Below are 17320 nucleotides of genomic sequence, written 5' to 3'. Positions count from 1 at the left end.
ACCCTTGTGGCAGGGGGCTTGCTCCCGATGGCGGCGCATCAGTCAGTGCATTGTTGACTGATCTACCGCTATCGGGAGCAAGCCCCCTCCCACATTGGTTATGCATGTATGCACATGTCTAACCCCGACACGCCGTCAGTCTTATCCCCTTCGATGTTTCTGTTTGGCGCCCGCGCCCCTATAATGGCTGCCTTTTTCGCCCAATGATTTTGCGGAGCTGGTGATGGCCGAACGTAAGGCGTCTGTCGAGCGCGACACTCTGGAAACCCAGATCAAAGCCTCGATCAACCTGGATGGCACCGGAAAGGCCCGATTTGATATCGGTGTCCCTTTTCTTGAGCACATGCTGGACCAGATCGCCCGTCATGGGCTGATCGACCTGGATATCGTCGGCAAGGGCGACCTGCACATCGACGACCACCACATGGTGGAAGACGTGGGCATCACCCTCGGCCAGGCATTTGCCAAGGCCATCGGCGACAAGAAAGGCATCCGTCGCTACGGTCATGCCTATGTTCCGCTGGATGAAGCGCTGTCGCGTGTGGTGATCGACTTCTCCGGCCGCCCAGGCCTGCAGATGCACGTGCCCTACACCCGCGCCAACGTGGGCCGTGGCTTTGATGTGGACCTGTTCCAGGAATTCTTCCAGGGCTTCGTCAACCACGCACTGGTCAGCCTGCATATCGACAACCTGCGCGGCACCAACACCCACCACCAGATCGAAACCGTGTTCAAGGCTTTCGGCCGCGCGTTGCGCATGGCTGTGGAAGTCGATGAGCGCATGGGCGGGCAAATGCCGTCGACCAAGGGCGTCCTGTAATGCAGACGGTCGCGGTTATCGACTACGGCATGGGCAACCTGCACTCGGTGGCCAAGGCCCTCGAGCACGTAGGCGCCGGCAAGGTGCTGATCACCAGCGATGCCAACGTGATTCGCGAAGCCGACAGAGTGGTGTTCCCAGGCGTCGGTGCGATTCGTGATTGCATGGCCGAAATCCGCCGCCTGGGCTTTGACAGCCTGGTGCGCGAGGTCAGCCAGGATCGTCCATTCCTCGGTATCTGCGTCGGCATGCAAGCCTTGCTCGACAGCAGTGAGGAGAACGGCGGCGTCGATTGCATCGGTATGTTTCCCGGCCAGGTGAAGTTCTTCGGCAAAGACTTGCATGAAGACGGTGAGCATTTGAAGGTCCCGCACATGGGCTGGAACGAGGTGCGCCGCACCGTCGACCACCCGCTGTGGCACGAAATCCCGGACATGGCGCGTTTCTACTTCGTGCACAGCTACTACATCGCTGCCGGTAACCCGCGCCAGGTGGTGGGTGGCGGGCACTATGGTGTCGACTTCGCCGCAGCGCTGGCCGAAGGTTCGCGTTTTGCCGTGCAATTCCACCCGGAAAAGAGCCATACCCATGGCCTGCAATTGCTGCAGAACTTCGCCGCGTGGGATGGTCGCTGGTAAATGGCCAGGAAACCGAAGCCGCCGATCTTGAACCTCACGCCCGAGCAAGAGCGTGAGGCAACCGACAAGATCAAGCGTTTCATGGAAGACCGCTTCGAGCTCAAGCTGGGCTCGTTCGAGGTCGCTGAGATTCTTGAGCTGTTCACCACCGAAGTGGCACCGCACTATTACAACAGGGCGATTTTCGACACGCAGACGCTCCTTAAGGAAAGGTTCGAAAGCATCGAAAGCGACTTGTGGTCGCTTGAGAAGCCCTGATTTCCCAAGCATTGCTGAATATCGAATAAGGTTTGCCAGATGCTGATTATCCCCGCTATCGATCTCAAGGACGGCGCTTGTGTACGCCTGCGCCAGGGCCGCATGGAAGATTCCACGGTGTTCTCCGACGACCCGGTGAGCATGGCCGCCAAATGGGTGGAAGGTGGCTGCCGTCGTTTGCATCTGGTGGACTTGAACGGTGCCTTCGAAGGCCAGCCGGTCAATGGTGAGGTGGTCACCGCGATTGCCAAGCGCTACCCGAACCTGCCGATCCAGATCGGCGGCGGCATTCGCTCCCTGGAAACCATCGAGCATTACGTCAAAGCTGGCGTGAGCTACGTGATCATCGGCACCAAGGCCGTGAAAGACCCGGCCTTCGTCGCCGAAGCCTGCCGTGCGTTTCCTGGCAAGGTCATCGTTGGCCTGGATGCCAAAGACGGCTTCGTTGCTACCGACGGCTGGGCTGAGATCAGCACCGTGCAGGTGATCGACCTGGCCAGGCAGTTCGAAGCCGACGGCGTGTCCGCCATTGTTTATACCGATATCGCCAAAGACGGCATGATGCAGGGCTGCAATGTGCCGTTCACCGCAGCCTTGGCAGCGGCCACGAAGATTCCGGTGATCGCTTCCGGCGGCATTCACAACCTGGGTGACATCAAGTCGCTGCTGGACGCCAAGGCGCCTGGCATCATCGGCGCCATCACTGGCCGTGCGATTTACGAAGGCACCCTGGACGTTGCGCAAGCCCAGGCTTACTGCGATGCCTACAACGGCTGAGGACTGACCATGGCGCTGGCCAAACGCATCATCCCTTGCCTGGACGTCGACAACGGTCGCGTGGTCAAGGGCGTCAAGTTCGAGAATATCCGCGATGCCGGCGACCCGGTGGAAATCGCCCGTCGCTACGATGAGCAAGGTGCCGACGAGATTACCTTTCTCGACATTACCGCCAGCGTCGATGGCCGCGACACTACATTGCATACCGTCGAGCGCATGGCCAGCCAGGTGTTCATTCCGTTGACCGTGGGCGGTGGCGTGCGCACTGTGCAAGACATCCGCAACCTGCTCAATGCCGGCGCGGACAAGGTCTCGATCAATACTGCCGCGGTATTCAACCCCGAGTTCGTCGGTGAAGCCGCGCAACACTTTGGCTCGCAGTGCATCGTGGTCGCCATCGACGCCAAGAAGGTCTCCGGTCCGGGCGAAACCCCGCGCTGGGAGATCTTCACTCACGGCGGGCGCAAACCTACCGGGCTGGACGCGGTGGAGTGGGCGATGAAGATGGAAGGCTTGGGCGCCGGTGAAATCCTGCTGACCAGCATGGACCAGGACGGCATGAAAAACGGCTTCGACCTGGGCGTGACCCGCGCTATCAGCGATGCACTGGGTATCCCGGTGATCGCCTCCGGTGGCGTCGGTAACCTGCAGCATTTGGCCGACGGTGTTATCGAAGGCCATGCCAGCGCAGTGCTGGCGGCGAGTATTTTCCACTTTGGTGAATACACCGTACCCGAGGCCAAGGCCTACATGGCAGCGCGCGGTATCGTCGTTCGCTAAACGCTGCTGGACACCATGGCAGGCTCGCGGCACTCTCTGCGCTTGCCATGGATTCCGGTAGCCTTCATGTTCAAACACCTGCTGCTCGCCCTTGCCAGTACCTCGCTGCTCATGGCTGGTACGGCCCAAGCCGAAGAGCCGTCTGACGCCTCCCTGGTGCTGCTGACGGAAAATTTCCCGCCCTACAACATGGCGAAAAACGGCAAGAACTTCGCCAAGGACGAGAACATCGAAGGCATCGCCGTGGACATTGTGCGCGAAACCTTCCAGCGCGCCGGCATTTCCTACAACCTTACGTTGCGTTTTCCTTGGGAGCGAATCTACAAACTCGCCCTGGAAAAGCCTGGTTACGGTGTATTTGTGATGGCGCGGCTGCCGGACCGTGAAGCCTTGTTCAAATGGGTCGGCCCCATCGGGCCGGACGATTGGGTATTACTGGCCAAGGCCGACAGCACAATCCAGCTCAACGAGCTGGAGCAAGCCCGCCGCTACAAGATCGGCGCTTACAAGGGCGATGCGATTGCGGAAACCTTGGGGAAACAGGGGCTTAATCCGATTGTCGCTCTGCGCGATCAGGACAATGCGCAAAAGCTCATGGAAGGCCAGATCGACCTGTGGGCCACCGGCGATCCCGCCGGGCGTTACCTGGCGCGCCAGGTTGGTGTGAACGGGCTCAAGACGGTGTTGCGGTTCAACAGTGCGCAGCTTTATTTGGCGTTGAACAGGGAAGTGCCTGATGAGGTGGTCGCCAAGCTCCAGGCTGCGCTGGATGAGTTACGCAAGAGCGGTCGTGTAGACGAAATCATGGCGCGTTACCTCTGAAGTTGGCAGTTGCGCAGAATAAACGCGGTCAAAATGTGGGAGGGGGCTTGCCCTCGATAGCAGTAGATCAGCCAATACATTTTCAGCTGACACACCGCCATCGGGGGCAAGCCCCCTCCCACATTGGATCTTCGCTGCCTTCATTTAGCGGTAAATGCCGTTTTTGCCGTGGGCACTCATGGCCCGATTACTGCGCACGCTGATCATCAGCTTGATATCGATCCAGTCGATACCCTGGGCCTTGAGCTTGGGCAGCTCGCGCTCCAGCACCGCCAGGGTCTGTGGGTAAGGGTGCCCGATCATCACCGCCGAACCCTGCTTATGCGCCAGCTTGATTGCGGTTTGCAGTTGGGTGGTAATTGCTGCCTCGGTGCGTTCGTCATCGAGGAACACATCCCGCGAAACATGCGCCAAGCCGATCTTCTGAGCCTCGGCGGCTGCGACGGTCTGCGCGCTGGTGCGGCTGTCCACGAAGAACTTGTGGCGTCGTTGCAGCTCGGCCATCAACCACGCCATCGCCTGCGGCTGCGCGGTCATGCGGCTGCCCATGTGGTTGTTGATGCCGGCGGTATAGGGCACAGCCTGGAACGCGGCGTCCAGGCGCTTGCCGAGTTCTTCCACCGGTAGCTCGGGGTGCCAGGCGAAGGGGCCGGTGGCCGGGTCCATGGGCATGTGCAGGATCACGATCTTGCCGGCCTTGTGCGCCTCGCGGGCGAATTCGGCGGCATGGGGCGTGTCGGGCATGATCGCGGCGGTCACCGGGCCGGGCAGCGCAAGTACACGGCGATCGCGCGGCAGGTTTTGCCCCAGGTCGTCGATGATGAGGGTCAGGTAGGCTTTGTGGGGTTCGCCGGCAGGGGCCGCGTGAGCGAACCCTGCCAGGCTGCACAGCACAGCGATGATCAGGGCAAAACGCATGATCAACGGCTGCGCGTGATGCTCAGGCCCTTGAGCAGGCTCAGTGCCTGGGCCAGTTGGTAGTCATCGTCCTGCGGCATCGGCTTGGCCTTGGCGCCACTGCCGGTAGGCTGGTCGGCGCCGCCGTTGCCATTGCCCAGGTGACCCTGCAGGTCGGCCTCCTTGTAGTACTCGCCGTCGATCTCGTTGGTGATCTTGGCCCTGCGCACTTCGATGTCCGGCACGATGCCTTGGGCCTGGATCGAGCGGCCGTTCGGTGTGTAATACAGCGCTGTGGTGATTTTCAATGCGCGTTCGTTGTTCAACGGCAACACCGTCTGCACCGAACCTTTGCCAAAACTGGTGGTGCCCATCAGCACGCCGCGCTTGAGGTCTTGCAGCGCGCCGGCGACGATTTCCGACGCCGAGGCACTGCCGCCGTTGATCAGCACCGCCAGTGGCACGTTTTCGCTCAGGTCGTTGCCGGTGGCCGAGAAGCGCAGTTCGGAATTGGCGATACGGCCTTTGGTATAAACGATCAGGCCCTTGGTGACAAAGTGGTCGACCACCTCAACTGCCGACTGCAATACGCCGCCGGGGTTGTTGCGCAGGTCGAGCACGATGCCGTTGAGTTTCTTGCCATTGTCTTTGCGCAGCTTGGCCAGGGCCTTGGCCACTTCGTCGCCGGTCTTGACCTGGAACTGGGTGATACGGATGTAGCCGTAGCCCGACTCCAGCAACTGGCTCTTCACGCTCTTGACCGTGATGGTCGCGCGGGCCAGGGTCACGTCAAACGGGTTGCCGCCGTCGCGTACCAGGGTCAGGGTGATTTTCTGGCCGAGCTTGCCGCGCATCTTGTCGACGGCCTCGGTCATGCTCTGGCCACGGGTCGGCTGGCCGTTGATCTTCACGATCAGGTCGCCGGCCTGGATACCGGCCTTGGACGCAGGGGTGTCGTCGATGGGCGAGACCACTTTGATCTGGCCGTCTTCGGAGCCCACTTCGATGCCCAGGCCACCGAACTCGCCGCTGGTGCTTTCCTGCAGCTCGGCGAAATCTTCAGGGCCCAGATAGGCGGAGTGCGGGTCGAGGTTGCTGAGCATGCCCTTGATGGCATTTTCCAGCAGGGCCTTGTCGTCTACGGGTTCGACATACGCTGCCTTGATCCGGTCCATGACCTCGGCAAAGGTGCGCAGCTCATCCAGCGGCAACGGCGCCTTGGTGGTCGCGGCCATTGCAGCGGGTGCAGCCTGGTCGGCAAAAGCCAGAGGCGCGCCGATCACCAGGGCGATCGTCAGGGCCAGCGAAGTGAGGCGGGACAAATGCAGCATGTCGAACGAACTCCTAATGTAGATGCGGCCCTATCCTTGGGAACGGCACCATTGTGCGGGATCGCTCGGGCGACCCTGCTGACGAATAGCGAAGTACAGCGCCGGGGTGTCCTGGCCGCCACTGTTACCGACAGTGGAGATGGATTCACCGGCTTTTACAACATCACCTGCCGACTTGAGTAATGTCTGATTGTGGCCGTAAAGGCTCAAATAGCCATTTCCATGGTCGAGAATCACCAGTAAACCGGCGCCCCGCAGCCAATCGGCAAACACCACGCGCCCACCGTGAACGGCATGGACCTGGCTGCCGGCTGAGGCGCTGATCATCACCCCATCCCACTTGGCGCGGGTGTCATCGCCACGGGTTTCCCCAAAGCGTGCCAATAGTCGACCATCAACCGGCCATGGAAGTTTGCCCCGCGCTGAAGCAAAAGGGCCGCCGAATGACTCGCCGCTGCTGGAAACCAGCGGGCCGGGGCTGGCGCGCGCGGGTTTGCGCGGTGCTGGCGCGTCGCTGGTGGCAGCCAGTTCGGCCTCACGCTGGCGCTTTTTTTCCGCTTCCTGCTGGGCGATCAGCGCTTTTTGCCGCGCCTCTTCGGCCTCGCGTGCCTGGCGGGCCAGGGTTTCTTCGATGGTCTTGAGCACTTTGGCCAGGTCGGCCTGGTCCTGCTCGCGGGCCTGGAGCTTGGCGTCGCGGGCTTTTACATCGCTGTTGAGCTTGGCCAGGGCCTGCTGGCGCTCCTTGCGCACCTTGTCCAACTGGTCGCGCTGAACGTCGAGGGCGCTTTTCTGGTCGAGCAGTTGCGATTGCTGGTCGGCAATTTCCTGCTCGACATTGGCCAATTGGCGCAGGGTTTCATTGAAACCCTTCAATTGCGCCAGGCGCGCCTGGCTCAGGTAATCGTAATAGGTGAGGGTGCGGGCGAATTTTTCCGGGTTCTGCTGGTTGAGCAGCAGCTTGAGGTATTCCTGGCGGCCGCTCTGGTAGGCGGCACGGGCCTGGATCGCGATCAGGCGTTGCTGTTCAACGCGTGCGCTCTGGAGTTTTTTTTTCTCAGCGTCGAGTCGCTCCAGTTCCGACTCGCTCTTCTTTAGTTCTTTTTGCAGCTCCTGGACCTGCTTCTCAAGCTTGCCCATTTCGGTTTCCGTGCCGCGCAGGTCTTTTTGCACCCCGGATTTTTCTTCCTGGAGCTTGCCGAGCAGCTTTTTCAGCTCGGTAATGTCCTGACGCGTAGCGTCCAACTGTTGTTGGGTTTGTGCGCGCTCATCGGCAAACGCCGGTTGGAGCAGGCAGACAAGAGCAAGGGTTATCAAGGCGCGAAGCATAGAGGCGGGCGACACCAGGGGAAAAGGACGGCCTAGTATGCCCGCCAAGCGCTGCAAAAAAAACGCCCAATTGGGGCTTGCGGGCAAGATAGGTGCCGAGTGGCGGTGGTATGGCAAAAAGACATCTATCAAACACCACAAAACCAATGTGGGAGCGGGCTTGCCCGCGATTGCGGTGGGTCAGCGACATAGATGTCGACTGATTAGCCGCTATCGCGGGCAAGCCCGCTCCCACACTGTTTTGTGGCGTACTTTGGATCAGACCAGGATCGAGGTCCCAGTCATCTCTTCAGGCTTCTCCAGCCCCATCAGCATCAGCATGGTCGGCGCCACATCCGCCAGCACGCCACCTTCACGCACTTTCAGGTCACGTTTGCCGACATAGATGAACGGCACCGGCTCGGTGGTGTGGGCGGTGTGTGCCTGGCCGGTGGATTCGTCGGACATCTGCTCGCAGTTGCCATGGTCTGCGGTGATCAGCGCTTCGCCGCCGACTTTTTCCAAGGCGTCGACAATGCGGCCAACGCACAGGTCCAGGCATTCAACAGCCTTTACCGCCGCTTCCAGGTTGCCACTATGGCCGACCATGTCGCCGTTGGCGTAGTTGACGACGATCACGTCATAACGCTGATGCTCAATGGCATCGACGATCTTGTCGGTCACTTCCGGCGCGCTCATTTCCGGCTGCAGGTCGTAGGTGGCGACTTTTGGTGACGGGATCAGGATGCGCTCTTCGCCCGGGAACGGTTCTTCACGGCCACCGGAGAAGAAGAACGTCACGTGGGCGTACTTCTCGGTCTCGGCGATGCGCAGCTGGGTCTTGCCGTTTTTCGCCAGGTAATCACCCAGCACGTTTTCCAGGCTGCCCGGGGCGAACGCCGACGGGGCTGGGATGTTGGCGGCGTACTGGGTGAGCATGACGAACTCGACTTTCGGCTGGCGTGCGCGCTCGAAGTCCTTGAAACCTTCATCGACGAACACATGGCTCAGCTCGCGGGCACGGTCGGCGCGGAAGTTCATGAATACTACGGCGTCGCCGTCTTCGACCTTCACCGGCTCGCCGATGGTGGTGGCCTTGACGAACTCATCGCTCTCGCCACGGGCGTAGGCCGCTTCCAGGCCTTCCTGGGCCGTGGCGGCATTGAATTCGGCCTGGCCGTCGACGATCAGGTTGTAGGCCTGGGACACGCGGTCCCAGCGGTTGTCGCGGTCCATGGCGAAGTAACGGCCCACCAGGCTGGCGATGCGGCCCTTGCCGAGGGCGGCGAAGGTGGTGTCGAGCAGTTCGATGGACGATTGCGCGCTTTTCGGCGGGGTGTCGCGACCGTCGAGGAAGGCGTGCAGGTAGATCTTGTCGGCGCCGCGCTTGAAGGCCAGTTCGGCCATTGCCACCAGATGGTCCTGATGGCTGTGTACGCCGCCGTCCGACAGCAGGCCCATGAAATGCACGGCCTTGCCGGCGGCCACGGCTTTATCGACTGCGGCGCAGATGGTCGGGTTCTCGAAAAACTCGCCATCGCGGATCGCTTTGGTGACGCGGGTGAAGTCCTGGTATACCACTCGTCCGGCGCCGAGGTTCATGTGGCCGACTTCCGAGTTGCCCATCTGGCCGTCCGGCAGGCCCACGTCCATGCCGGAACCGGAGATCAATCCGTTGGGGACGGTAGCGCTCAGGCGGTCCAGCACGGGCTTGTTGGCCGAGTACACGGCGTTGTCGTGGTGGCTTTCACTGTGTCCGAAGCCATCGAGAATTATCAGGACCAAAGGTTTAGGCGTGGTAGTCATAGATCCTCTCGCGGCGGTAATAAAGGAAGACAATGGAAAAGGGAGTGGCAGTTTAAAGCGAAGTTCCGAGCGCGTCACCGCTTTACGGGGGTTGGCCCTCCTTGGCGGCTGTGTATACTTACCGCCATTTTAACGCCCTGGAACCTCCTTGATGGTTGATCACCTGATTGCATTTGCCACTGCCCACTACCTGCTCGTGGGTGCCTTCGTCATCCTGCTGGCGTTGCTGATCGCACATGAACTGAGCCGCGGTGGTCGCAGCCTGAGCACGTCGGAGCTGACCGCGCTGGTCAACAAGGATGAGGCCGTTGTCGTCGATATTCGCCCGGCCAAGGATTATGCCGCCGGCCATATCGTTGGCGCCCTGAACATTCCCCAGGACAAGCTGATCGCACGCTTGGCCGAGCTGGAAAAATACAAGGCCAAGACCATCATTCTGGTCGACGCCCAAGGCCAGCACTCCGGCACCCACGCCCGCGAGATGCTCAAGACCGGCTTCACCGCCGCCAAGCTGTCAGGTGGTATCAGCAGCTGGCGTGGCGATAACCTGCCGTTGGTGAAGTGATATGAGCCAGGTTGTCGTGTATTCCAGCGATTATTGCCCTTATTGCATCCGAGCCAAGCAGTTGCTCCAAAGCAAGAAGGTGGCCTTCGAAGAGATCAAGGTCGATGGCAAGCCCCAGGTGCGCGCCGAAATGGCCCAGAAGGCCGGCCGCACGTCGGTCCCGCAGATCTGGATCGGCACCCGGCATATCGGTGGTTGCGATGACCTGTTCGCTCTGGAGCGCGCCGGTAAACTTGATGCGCTGCTGTCCGTCTGACTGCTAACCCCTTAAGAACCCCAAGATAAAGAAGGATCTGCGATGACTGATCAACAGAACACCGAAGCAGCGCAAGACCAAGGCCCACAGTTTTCGCTGCAGCGCATCTACGTGCGTGACCTGTCGTTCGAAGCGCCGAAAAGCCCGGCGATCTTCCGTCAGGAATGGACCCCAAGCGTTGCCTTGGACTTGAACACCCGTCAGAAAGCCCTGGAAGGCGACTTCCACGAAGTGGTGCTGACTCTGTCGGTCACCGTCAAGAACGGCGAAGAAGTGGCCTTCATCGCTGAAGTGCAACAGGCCGGTATCTTCCTGATCCAGGGCCTGGACGAAGCGTCCATGAGCCACACCCTGGGCGCGTTCTGCCCGAACATCCTGTTCCCGTACGCCCGTGAGACCCTGGACAGCCTGGTCACCCGTGGCTCGTTCCCGGCACTGATGCTGGCTCCGGTGAACTTCGATGCCCTGTACGCCCAAGAGCTGCAGCGCATGCAACAGGAAGGCGCGCCGACAGTTCAGTAATCTCGAACCCGACGCAGCACTCAATGTGGGAGGGGGCTTGCTCCCGATAGCGGTGGAACAGTCACTTAGATGTCGACTGACACTCCGCCATCGGGAGCAAGCCCCCTCCCACATTTTTTGTGTACTACTTGAAACCGAGTTGACGCCAGCCTTCATAGACGGCCACTGCGACGGTGTTGGACAGGTTCAGGCTGCGGCAGCCCTCACGCATCGGCAAGCGCAGGCGATGGCCATCGGGCAGGGCGTCGAGCACCTCTGCCGGCAGGCCACGGCTTTCCGGGCCGAACAGGAAGGCATCGCCCTCGGCAAAGCTGGCATCGTGAAATGGTCGCGAACCCTTGGTGGTGAACGCGAACAGGCGCGGATGGCCCAGGCTTTCCAGGCAACTGGCCAGGTCGGCGTGACGCTTGAGGGTGGCGTATTCGTGGTAGTCCAGCCCGGCGCGGCGCAGGCGCTTGTCGTCCATGTCGAAGCCCAGCGGCTCGATCAAATGCAGGTGGCAGCCACTGTTGGCGCACAGCCTGATAACGTTGCCGGTATTCGGCGGAATTTCTGGTTGAAAAAGGATGACGTGAAACATGCACGGCTCCGAAGGCAAAGATGCGCTGCATTCTACCCCTGAAGAAGACCCGAGGCCGAAGCTATTGCCGAGGGTTTTGGGCTCGTTGGCGATTGTCGGCTTGATGGTGGGTTTGATGATCGGTCGCCTGACCACGCCAGACCCAGTCCAGTTACTGGAGGTGGTGCCTGCTGTCGACGGTGTAGCGGTGTGGTTCAACCGTGAGCCCAAGCTGCACGTTGAGCATATCGACGGCACCGTGGCGCTGCTGTTTGACGCCCAGGGCAAGGCGGCCAGCGGGCAGCTCAAGGTCAATGACAAGGACGTGAACTGGCGTGTGCGCAAGACCGATGGCGGTTTGCTGCTGAACCTGGTGGCGGCGCGACCGTTGCGTGGGGAGTGGAAAGGCGAGCAGGTCGATGACCGCTGGCGGCTGGAGGTCCATCTCCAGGAGCAATAAAAGAGGGAGTTCCCGGCCTGCCTGTACCAGGGCTCCCAAAACGGGGTGAAGCCTAAGGCTTCGGTGTTAAAGAGGGGATTCTCGGCCTGCCTGTACCAAGGTCCCCGAAACTGGGTTGTACGAGGGTTATTGCAGGGCGCGTGCCAGAGTTTGCAATTTCACCCATAAAATTTTTCCAAAAAGCGCAAAGCCCCGTAATCCGGGGCTTTGGTGGTTTCAGCTTGCGAGGGTTGTTCTGCGATAACGGTCTTCCACGTATCCAGCCCGTGCCCGATGCCGGTTCATGGTGCATTGAAGCGGTGCACAGTCGTGGAATTGCAGAGATCCAAATGTGGGAGGGGGCTTGCTCCCGATAGCGGTGTGTCAGACACAGATGTGGTGACTGAACTACTGCTATCGGGAGCAAGCCCCCTCCCACATTAGACTTTCAGTGGAACTGGGAGGTGTGATCAGGCCTCATCACCCTCATCATCATCCCCACCATCTACCTTCATCCCCAATTCCTTGATCTTGCGCGTCAGGGTATTGCGCCCCCAACCCAGTAGCACGGCCGCATCGCGACGACGGCCGGCAGTGTGCTTCAACGCGGTCTCAATCATGATCCGCTCGAATGCCGGCACGGCGCTGTCCAGCAGGTTCGACTGGCCGCGCGCCAACGCCTGGTCGGCCCATTGGCGCAGCGCTTGTTCCCAGTTGGTTACCGGTGCCGAATCCTGCGGCAGGCTCAGCAGCTCAGGCGGCAGGTCGCTGATATGCACTTCACGCCCGGAGGCCATTACGGTGATCCAGCGGCACGTGTTCTCCAGCTGGCGCACGTTGCCGGGCCACGGCAGGTTCTTGAGGTATTCCTCGGTCTCGCTTTTCAGCAGCTTCGGCTCTACGGCCAGCTCCAGGGCGGCGCGGCTGAGGAAGTGGCGGGCGAGGGTGGGGATGTCTTCGCGGCGGTCCGACATGCGCGGGATATGGATACGGATCACATTGAGGCGGTGGAACAAGTCCTCACGGAACTTGCCCGCGTGTACCAGGGTTTCGAGGTTCTGGTGGGTGGCCGCAATGATGCGCACATCAACCTTGACCGGTGTGTGCCCGCCGACACGATAGAACTCACCGTCCGCCAACACCCGTAGCAAGCGGGTCTGGGTATCGGCCGGCATGTCGCCGATCTCATCGAGAAACAGCGTGCCGCCGTCGGCCTGTTCAAAGCGCCCGCGACGCAGGTTGGCCGCACCGGTGAACGCGCCTTTCTCATGGCCGAACAGCTCGGACTCCATCAGGTCCTTGGGGATCGCCGCCATGTTCAGCGCGATAAACGGAGAGGCCGCACGCGGGCTGTGGCGGTGCAGGGCATGGGCCACCAGCTCTTTACCGGTGCCCGACTCGCCATTGATCAGCACAGTGATGTTGGAGTGGCTCAAGCGCCCGATGGCGCGAAACACTTCCTGCATCGCTGGCGCTTCACCGATGATTTCCGGGGTGCGGGTCAGGGTTGGCGGGGCTTCCTGGTTCTGTTGTTCCTGGGCGTGCTGGTTGGCGCGCTTGACCAGCGCCACCGCCTCATCCACGTCGAATGGCTTGGGCAGGTATTCAAAGGCGCCGCCCTGGTAGGACGCGACAGCGCTGTCCAGGTCCGAGTGCGCAGTCATGATGATCACCGGCAAGCGCGGGTGCTGCTCGCGGATGCGCGCCAGCAAGTCCAGGCCGCTTGCGCCGGGCATACGAATGTCGGAGATGATCACGTCCGGCTGCTGGCGTGCCAGGCGGCTCATCACTCCGTCGGCGCTGTCGAAGCTCTGGGTGGTCATGCCTTCCTGTTGCAAGGCTTTTTCCAGGACCCAACGGATAGAACGGTCGTCATCGACGATCCAGACAGTTTCACTACGGCTCATGTCGTGGGGGCTCCTTGTTCCAATGGCAGGAAGATCGAGAACGTGGTGTGGCCGGGATGGCTCTCACATTCGATCAGGCCCTGGTGCTGGCTGATGATGTTCTGGGTAATGGCCAGGCCCAGCCCGGTACCGTCCGGGCGGCCACTGACCATGGGGAAGAAGATGGTTTCCTGCAGTTCGGCGGGAATGCCGGGGCCGTTGTCGATGATCTCGACCTTGGTCACCAGGCGATGGCGCACATGGCCGATGGTGAACTGGCGCAGGGCGCGGGTGCGCAAACTGATGCGGCCCAGGCGCAGCTCGTTTTGGCTGCTGATGGCCTGCATGGCGTTGCGCACGATATTGAGCACCGCCTGGATCATCTGCTCGCGGTCGATCAATACATCGGGAATGCTTGGGTCATAGTCGCGTACCAGGGTGATACAGCCCTGGCTTTCGGCCTCGACCAGTTGGCAGACGCGCTCCAGCACCTCATGCACGTTGGTCATCGCCAATGACGGCAACTTGTTGGAGCCGAGCATCCGGTCCACCAGGTTACGCAGGCGGTCGGCTTCTTCGATGATGACGTTGGTGTAGTCCTTGAGATGCTCCTCGGGCAGCTCGCGGGCCAGCAGCTGCGCGGCGCCGCGAATCCCGCCGAGCGGGTTCTTGATCTCGTGAGCCAGGCCGCGCACCAGCATCTTGCTGGTTTCCTGCTTGGACAGCTGCGCCTCTTCCTTGGTGATGCGCAGCAGGCGGTCGCGGGGGTGTACTTCGAGCAATAGCAGCGTGGCGCCATTGCTCAGAATGGGGGTTACGGCGTAATCGACCGTCAGGGTCTGGCCGGTGAGGGCGGTGAGCATCGCTTCGCGCTTGGTGAACGGATGTGCCTGCTCCACGGCCTGGCGCAACGAGCTCAAGGCTTCGGCCGACTCGGTGAACAGCTCGCTGATGAACTGCCCATGGCTGCGCTGGCCGCTGATGGCCAGGAGCATCTCCGCCGCCGGGTTCATGTACTCAAGGCGCAGGTCGGCATTGAGCAGGATGGTCGCGGTGGTCAGGTTGTCGAGTAACAAACGGTGCAGTGCATCGCTGATGGTCATCGGGACCTCTTTTGGAGCAAGGCGCAGGCTTGAGGCACACGCTGATACAAGGAAAATGCAAAAACCAAACCAAGGCTCCGAAAAGAAGCGTTAAAGCCCTGAAATAGGGGTTTGTGGCGCGAAACTGTGGCGTTCTGCCAGCTTTGTCGGGAAGATTCGAACCAAAATGGGCTGTGGCTGGAGTAAGGGTGCAACCTATCGCACCAATATAGTGCGGTTTTGTGAAGGTTGTTCAGGAAGCTGCCAGAGATGGCCCTGAATGCATACAGTCCAAATGTGGGAGGGGGCTTGCTCCCACATTTTTACCTTGTTTGCAGTCATTAACCTTTGTAGATGCAGAGTTCGGCGGTGGCGCGGATCATTGCCAGTTGGCGCAGCGGATCATTCAGCGGCTCATGCACGGCGGTGGCCAGCCATTGGGGGCACTGTGGATCGGCACGGTGCGGGGTGAAGTCGGCCAGTTGTTGCAGCAGGCGTTTTTGCAGCTCATCCAGCTGCGGGCGAATCTGCTTGATCAGGTCCGGGCGCGGCTCGTCTGGGGCTTTGCCCTGGAACTGCCAGTCGGACAGGTGGGTGTATTGCACCAGTTTGTTCGCTTCGATCTGTGCCGAGAAAAACTGCTCGGCAGCGGCCGGGTCAAGCTTGTAGCTCGGGGCTTGGGCGACGACGCTGGCGATCACTTCCTGCTCGCGGTTTTTGTCTTCGACGGGTTTGTGGCTGTCCCATTTGCTCAAGGCCACCTGATCGGCAATCTCCAGGCGTTCGGCGATGCTGTTGAGCAGTGGCTCCAAGGTAGGTGGGGCGGCGTAAACACCGGCGCTGACGAACAGCAGGGCGAACACGAATTTATGTTTCAACGCAGATCTCCTTGTGGGAGGGGGCTTGCTCCCTATGGCGGTGTGTCAGTAACACACATATTGCCTGACACTCTGCCATCGGGAGCAAGCCCCCTCCCACCTTTTTGATTGGGTTTGCAGATTTGAAGCTGCATAACGCCCAGGCAAAAAAAAGACCTCCCGAAGGAGGTCTTTTTCATCACGCTACCTTAGCAACGCTACCGGATCAGCAGCTGTAGTACAGCTCGTATTCCAGTGGGTGTACGAAGGTGCGCACCTTGATTTCTTCTTCGCTTTTCAGGGCGATGTAAGCGTCGATGAAGTCGTCGCTGAACACGCCGCCTTTGGTCAGGAACGCACGGCCCTTGTCCAGCTCTTCCAGGGCTTCTTTCAGGCTGCCGCACACTTGTGGGATCTCTTTGGCCTCTTCAGGCGGCAGGTCGTACAAGTTCTTGTCGGCGGCGTCGCCAGGGTGGATCTTGTTCTGGATACCGTCCAGGCCGGCCATGACCAGTGCAGCGAAGGCCAGGTATGGGTTGGCAGCCGGGTCCGGGAAGCGAGCTTCGATACGGCGAGCGCGCGGGCTGGACACGTAAGGAATACGGATCGAGGCAGAGCGGTTACGCGCAGAGTAGGCCAGCATTACCGGAGCTTCGAAACCTGGGACCAGACGCTTGTAGGAGTTGGTCGACGGGTTGGTGAAGCCGTTCAGGGCCTTACCGTGCTTGATGATGCCGCCGATGAAGTACAGGGCGGTGTCGGACAGGCCGGCATAACCTTCACCTGCGAAGGTGTTCTTGCCTTCTTTGGCGATGGACAGGTGAACGTGCATACCCGAACCGTTATCGCCGTACAGAGGCTTGGGCATGAAGGTAGCGGTACGGCCGTAAGCGACGGCAGTGTTGTGTACGCAGTACTTCAGCGTCTGAACTTCGTCAGCCTTGGCCACCAGGGTGTTGAACTTCACGCCGATTTCGTTCTGGCCGGCAGTCGCCACTTCGTGGTGATGCACTTCGATGACCAGGCCCATGTCTTCCATGGCGTTGCACATGGAGGTACGGATTTCGTGGTCGTGGTCGAACGGTGGAACCGGGAAGTAGCCGCCTTTGATGCCTGGACGGTGGCCATGGTTGCCGCCTTCTACGTCCTGGTCGGACATCCACGAACCTTGTTCGGAGTAGATCTTGAACATGGAGCCGGAGATGTCGGACTTGAACTTCACCTGGTCGAAGATGAAGAACTCTGGCTCCGGGCCCACGAATACAGTGTCACCAATACCGGTGGACTTCAGGTATTCCTCGGCACGCTTGGCGATCGCACGTGGGTCGCGGTCGTAGCCTTGCATGGTCGACGGCTCGATCACGTCGCAGACCAGGATCAGGGTCGGCTCTTCGGTGAACGGGTCCAGCACGGCAGTGCTGTCGTCCGGCATCAGGATCATGTCGGAAGCTTCAATGCCTTTCCAGCCGGCGATGGAGGAACCGTCGAACATTTTGCCTTCTTCGAAGAAAGCATCATCCAGCGCGTCGCGAGCCGGCATGGTCACGTGGTGCTGAGTGCCTTTTGTGTCCGTGAAGCGCAGATCAATCCATTTAACGTCATGATCTTTGATGAGTTGAACCGACTTCGACATGGTGTCCTCCGGGTGGCTTCGGGCTTGGGTAGTGGAGTTAGCCCTTAGAATGTGGGTGATGCCGGCGCGGATACTCCGCCAAGGCAA

Annotated in this window: 19 protein-coding genes; 10 read left to right on the top strand and 9 right to left on the bottom strand. The window is 60.4% G+C overall.

Going from position 1 to position 17320, the window contains the following annotated elements; all coding sequences use genetic code 11:
- Positions 1-223 precede the first annotated feature (223 nt).
- The 6 genes from hisB to J1G33_RS09660 all read left to right on the top strand — a co-directional run bounded on the left by hisB (position 224) and on the right by J1G33_RS09660 (position 4095).
- Positions 224-820: an imidazoleglycerol-phosphate dehydratase HisB gene (gene hisB / locus J1G33_RS09685; protein ID WP_003187781.1), complete on the top strand. Its 597-nt coding sequence runs from the start codon at positions 224-226 to the stop codon at positions 818-820.
- Positions 820-1458: an imidazole glycerol phosphate synthase subunit HisH gene (gene hisH / locus J1G33_RS09680; RefSeq protein ID WP_005783914.1), complete on the top strand. Its 639-nt coding sequence runs from the start codon at positions 820-822 to the stop codon at positions 1456-1458. Before hisB ends, hisH begins: the two co-directional genes overlap by 1 nt.
- Complete coding sequence (locus tag J1G33_RS09675; protein ID WP_032878360.1) at positions 1459-1716, top strand: DUF2164 domain-containing protein; 258 nt, start codon at positions 1459-1461, stop codon at positions 1714-1716.
- 39 nt (positions 1717-1755) lie between these two features.
- Entirely contained in the window at positions 1756-2493 is a 738-nt protein-coding gene (gene hisA, locus J1G33_RS09670) for a 1-(5-phosphoribosyl)-5-[(5-phosphoribosylamino)methylideneamino]imidazole-4-carboxamide isomerase (protein WP_003171106.1), read from the top strand.
- Positions 2494-2502: 9 nt separating this feature from the next.
- Complete coding sequence (gene hisF, locus J1G33_RS09665) at positions 2503-3273, top strand: imidazole glycerol phosphate synthase subunit HisF (RefSeq protein WP_003171107.1); 771 nt, start codon at positions 2503-2505, stop codon at positions 3271-3273.
- Between the two features lie 66 nt (positions 3274-3339).
- The gene (locus J1G33_RS09660; protein WP_223017985.1) at positions 3340-4095 is read left to right on the top strand and encodes an ABC transporter substrate-binding protein; all 756 of its coding nucleotides are present in this window, start codon (positions 3340-3342) and stop codon (positions 4093-4095) included.
- Between the two features lie 144 nt (positions 4096-4239).
- Here the strand turns inward: J1G33_RS09660 and J1G33_RS09655 are convergent, their stop codons facing one another.
- The 4 genes from J1G33_RS09655 to gpmI all read right to left on the bottom strand — a co-directional run bounded on the left by J1G33_RS09655 (position 4240) and on the right by gpmI (position 9434).
- On the bottom strand, positions 4240-5013 hold the full coding sequence (locus J1G33_RS09655; protein WP_223017984.1) for a divergent polysaccharide deacetylase family protein: 774 nt from the start codon (positions 5011-5013) through the stop codon (positions 4240-4242).
- Between the two features lie 2 nt (positions 5014-5015).
- Entirely contained in the window at positions 5016-6323 is a 1308-nt protein-coding gene (locus J1G33_RS09650; RefSeq protein ID WP_005783925.1) for a S41 family peptidase, read from the bottom strand.
- Between the two features lie 30 nt (positions 6324-6353).
- Positions 6354-7649 (bottom strand): murein hydrolase activator EnvC, encoded by a 1296-nt coding sequence (locus J1G33_RS09645; RefSeq protein WP_005783927.1) that lies wholly within the window; start codon positions 7647-7649, stop codon positions 6354-6356.
- A gap of 258 nt (positions 7650-7907) precedes the next feature.
- Entirely contained in the window at positions 7908-9434 is a 1527-nt protein-coding gene (gene gpmI, locus J1G33_RS09640; RefSeq protein WP_032878356.1) for a 2,3-bisphosphoglycerate-independent phosphoglycerate mutase, read from the bottom strand.
- Positions 9435-9585: 151 nt separating this feature from the next.
- Here gpmI and J1G33_RS09635 point away from each other — a divergent pair, with 151 nt between their 5' ends.
- The 3 genes from J1G33_RS09635 to secB are packed head-to-tail and all read left to right on the top strand — an operon-like array spanning position 9586 to position 10777.
- Positions 9586-9999, top strand: a complete 414-nt coding sequence (locus J1G33_RS09635) for a rhodanese-like domain-containing protein (RefSeq protein ID WP_003187796.1) — start codon at positions 9586-9588, stop codon at positions 9997-9999.
- A 1-nt stretch (position 10000) separates the two neighbouring features.
- Positions 10001-10255, top strand: coding sequence for a glutaredoxin 3 (gene grxC / locus J1G33_RS09630; protein ID WP_032878355.1), 255 nt, complete (start codon positions 10001-10003; stop codon positions 10253-10255).
- Between the two features lie 42 nt (positions 10256-10297).
- Positions 10298-10777, top strand: coding sequence for a protein-export chaperone SecB (gene secB, locus J1G33_RS09625; RefSeq protein ID WP_005783933.1), 480 nt, complete (start codon positions 10298-10300; stop codon positions 10775-10777).
- A gap of 124 nt (positions 10778-10901) precedes the next feature.
- Here the strand turns inward: secB and J1G33_RS09620 are convergent, their stop codons facing one another.
- A complete protein-coding gene (locus tag J1G33_RS09620; protein ID WP_003171120.1) occupies positions 10902-11357 on the bottom strand; it encodes a tRNA (cytidine(34)-2'-O)-methyltransferase in 456 nt (151 codons plus the stop codon).
- Here J1G33_RS09620 and J1G33_RS09615 point away from each other — a divergent pair.
- Positions 11356-11796: a hypothetical protein gene (locus J1G33_RS09615; protein WP_032878354.1), complete on the top strand. Its 441-nt coding sequence runs from the start codon at positions 11356-11358 to the stop codon at positions 11794-11796. The genes J1G33_RS09620 and J1G33_RS09615 overlap by 2 nt on opposite strands.
- A gap of 449 nt (positions 11797-12245) precedes the next feature.
- Here J1G33_RS09615 and ntrC read toward each other — a convergent pair whose 3' ends face one another.
- The 4 genes from ntrC to glnA all read right to left on the bottom strand — a co-directional run bounded on the left by ntrC (position 12246) and on the right by glnA (position 17233).
- A complete protein-coding gene (gene ntrC, locus J1G33_RS09610; protein ID WP_003187806.1) occupies positions 12246-13682 on the bottom strand; it encodes a nitrogen regulation protein NR(I) in 1437 nt (478 codons plus the stop codon).
- A complete protein-coding gene (gene glnL, locus J1G33_RS09605; protein ID WP_005783937.1) occupies positions 13679-14764 on the bottom strand; it encodes a nitrogen regulation protein NR(II) in 1086 nt (361 codons plus the stop codon). Before glnL ends, ntrC begins: the two co-directional genes overlap by 4 nt.
- Positions 14765-15084: 320 nt before the next feature.
- The gene (locus J1G33_RS09600; protein WP_032878353.1) at positions 15085-15621 is read right to left on the bottom strand and encodes a chorismate mutase; all 537 of its coding nucleotides are present in this window, start codon (positions 15619-15621) and stop codon (positions 15085-15087) included.
- A gap of 205 nt (positions 15622-15826) precedes the next feature.
- Positions 15827-17233, bottom strand: coding sequence for a type I glutamate--ammonia ligase (gene glnA / locus J1G33_RS09595; RefSeq protein ID WP_005783941.1), 1407 nt, complete (start codon positions 17231-17233; stop codon positions 15827-15829).
- Positions 17234-17320: the final 87 nt, after the last annotated feature.

It is taken from the genome of Pseudomonas sp. P867 (assembly GCF_019891455.1).
In the GTDB taxonomy this organism is placed as follows: Bacteria; Pseudomonadota; Gammaproteobacteria; order Pseudomonadales; family Pseudomonadaceae; genus Aquipseudomonas; species Aquipseudomonas synxantha_A.
The sequence above is the reverse complement of the archived record's forward strand: the minus strand, read 5'-3'. Positions and strand labels throughout refer to the sequence as shown.

Excerpts from the sequence above, each read along its gene's own strand:
- hisB (WP_003187781.1), top strand. The coding sequence starts at position 224 with ATGGCCGAACGTAAGGCGTCTGTCGAGCGCGACACTCTGGAAACCCAG.
- hisH (WP_005783914.1), top strand. The coding sequence starts at position 820 with ATGCAGACGGTCGCGGTTATCGACTACGGCATGGGCAACCTGCACTCG.
- J1G33_RS09675 (WP_032878360.1), top strand. The coding sequence starts at position 1,459 with ATGGCCAGGAAACCGAAGCCGCCGATCTTGAACCTCACGCCCGAGCAA.
- hisA (WP_003171106.1), top strand. The coding sequence starts at position 1,756 with ATGCTGATTATCCCCGCTATCGATCTCAAGGACGGCGCTTGTGTACGC.
- hisF (WP_003171107.1), top strand. The coding sequence starts at position 2,503 with ATGGCGCTGGCCAAACGCATCATCCCTTGCCTGGACGTCGACAACGGT.
- J1G33_RS09660 (WP_223017985.1), top strand. The coding sequence starts at position 3,340 with ATGTTCAAACACCTGCTGCTCGCCCTTGCCAGTACCTCGCTGCTCATG.
- J1G33_RS09655 (WP_223017984.1), bottom strand. The coding sequence starts at position 5,013 with ATGCGTTTTGCCCTGATCATCGCTGTGCTGTGCAGCCTGGCAGGGTTC.
- J1G33_RS09650 (WP_005783925.1), bottom strand. The coding sequence starts at position 6,323 with ATGCTGCATTTGTCCCGCCTCACTTCGCTGGCCCTGACGATCGCCCTG.
- J1G33_RS09645 (WP_005783927.1), bottom strand. The coding sequence starts at position 7,649 with ATGCTTCGCGCCTTGATAACCCTTGCTCTTGTCTGCCTGCTCCAACCG.
- gpmI (WP_032878356.1), bottom strand. The coding sequence starts at position 9,434 with ATGACTACCACGCCTAAACCTTTGGTCCTGATAATTCTCGATGGCTTC.
- J1G33_RS09635 (WP_003187796.1), top strand. The coding sequence starts at position 9,586 with ATGGTTGATCACCTGATTGCATTTGCCACTGCCCACTACCTGCTCGTG.
- grxC (WP_032878355.1), top strand. The coding sequence starts at position 10,001 with ATGAGCCAGGTTGTCGTGTATTCCAGCGATTATTGCCCTTATTGCATC.
- secB (WP_005783933.1), top strand. The coding sequence starts at position 10,298 with ATGACTGATCAACAGAACACCGAAGCAGCGCAAGACCAAGGCCCACAG.
- J1G33_RS09615 (WP_032878354.1), top strand. The coding sequence starts at position 11,356 with ATGCACGGCTCCGAAGGCAAAGATGCGCTGCATTCTACCCCTGAAGAA.
- J1G33_RS09620 (WP_003171120.1), bottom strand. The coding sequence starts at position 11,357 with ATGTTTCACGTCATCCTTTTTCAACCAGAAATTCCGCCGAATACCGGC.
- ntrC (WP_003187806.1), bottom strand. The coding sequence starts at position 13,682 with ATGAGCCGTAGTGAAACTGTCTGGATCGTCGATGACGACCGTTCTATC.
- glnL (WP_005783937.1), bottom strand. The coding sequence starts at position 14,764 with ATGACCATCAGCGATGCACTGCACCGTTTGTTACTCGACAACCTGACC.
- glnA (WP_005783941.1), bottom strand. The coding sequence starts at position 17,233 with ATGTCGAAGTCGGTTCAACTCATCAAAGATCATGACGTTAAATGGATT.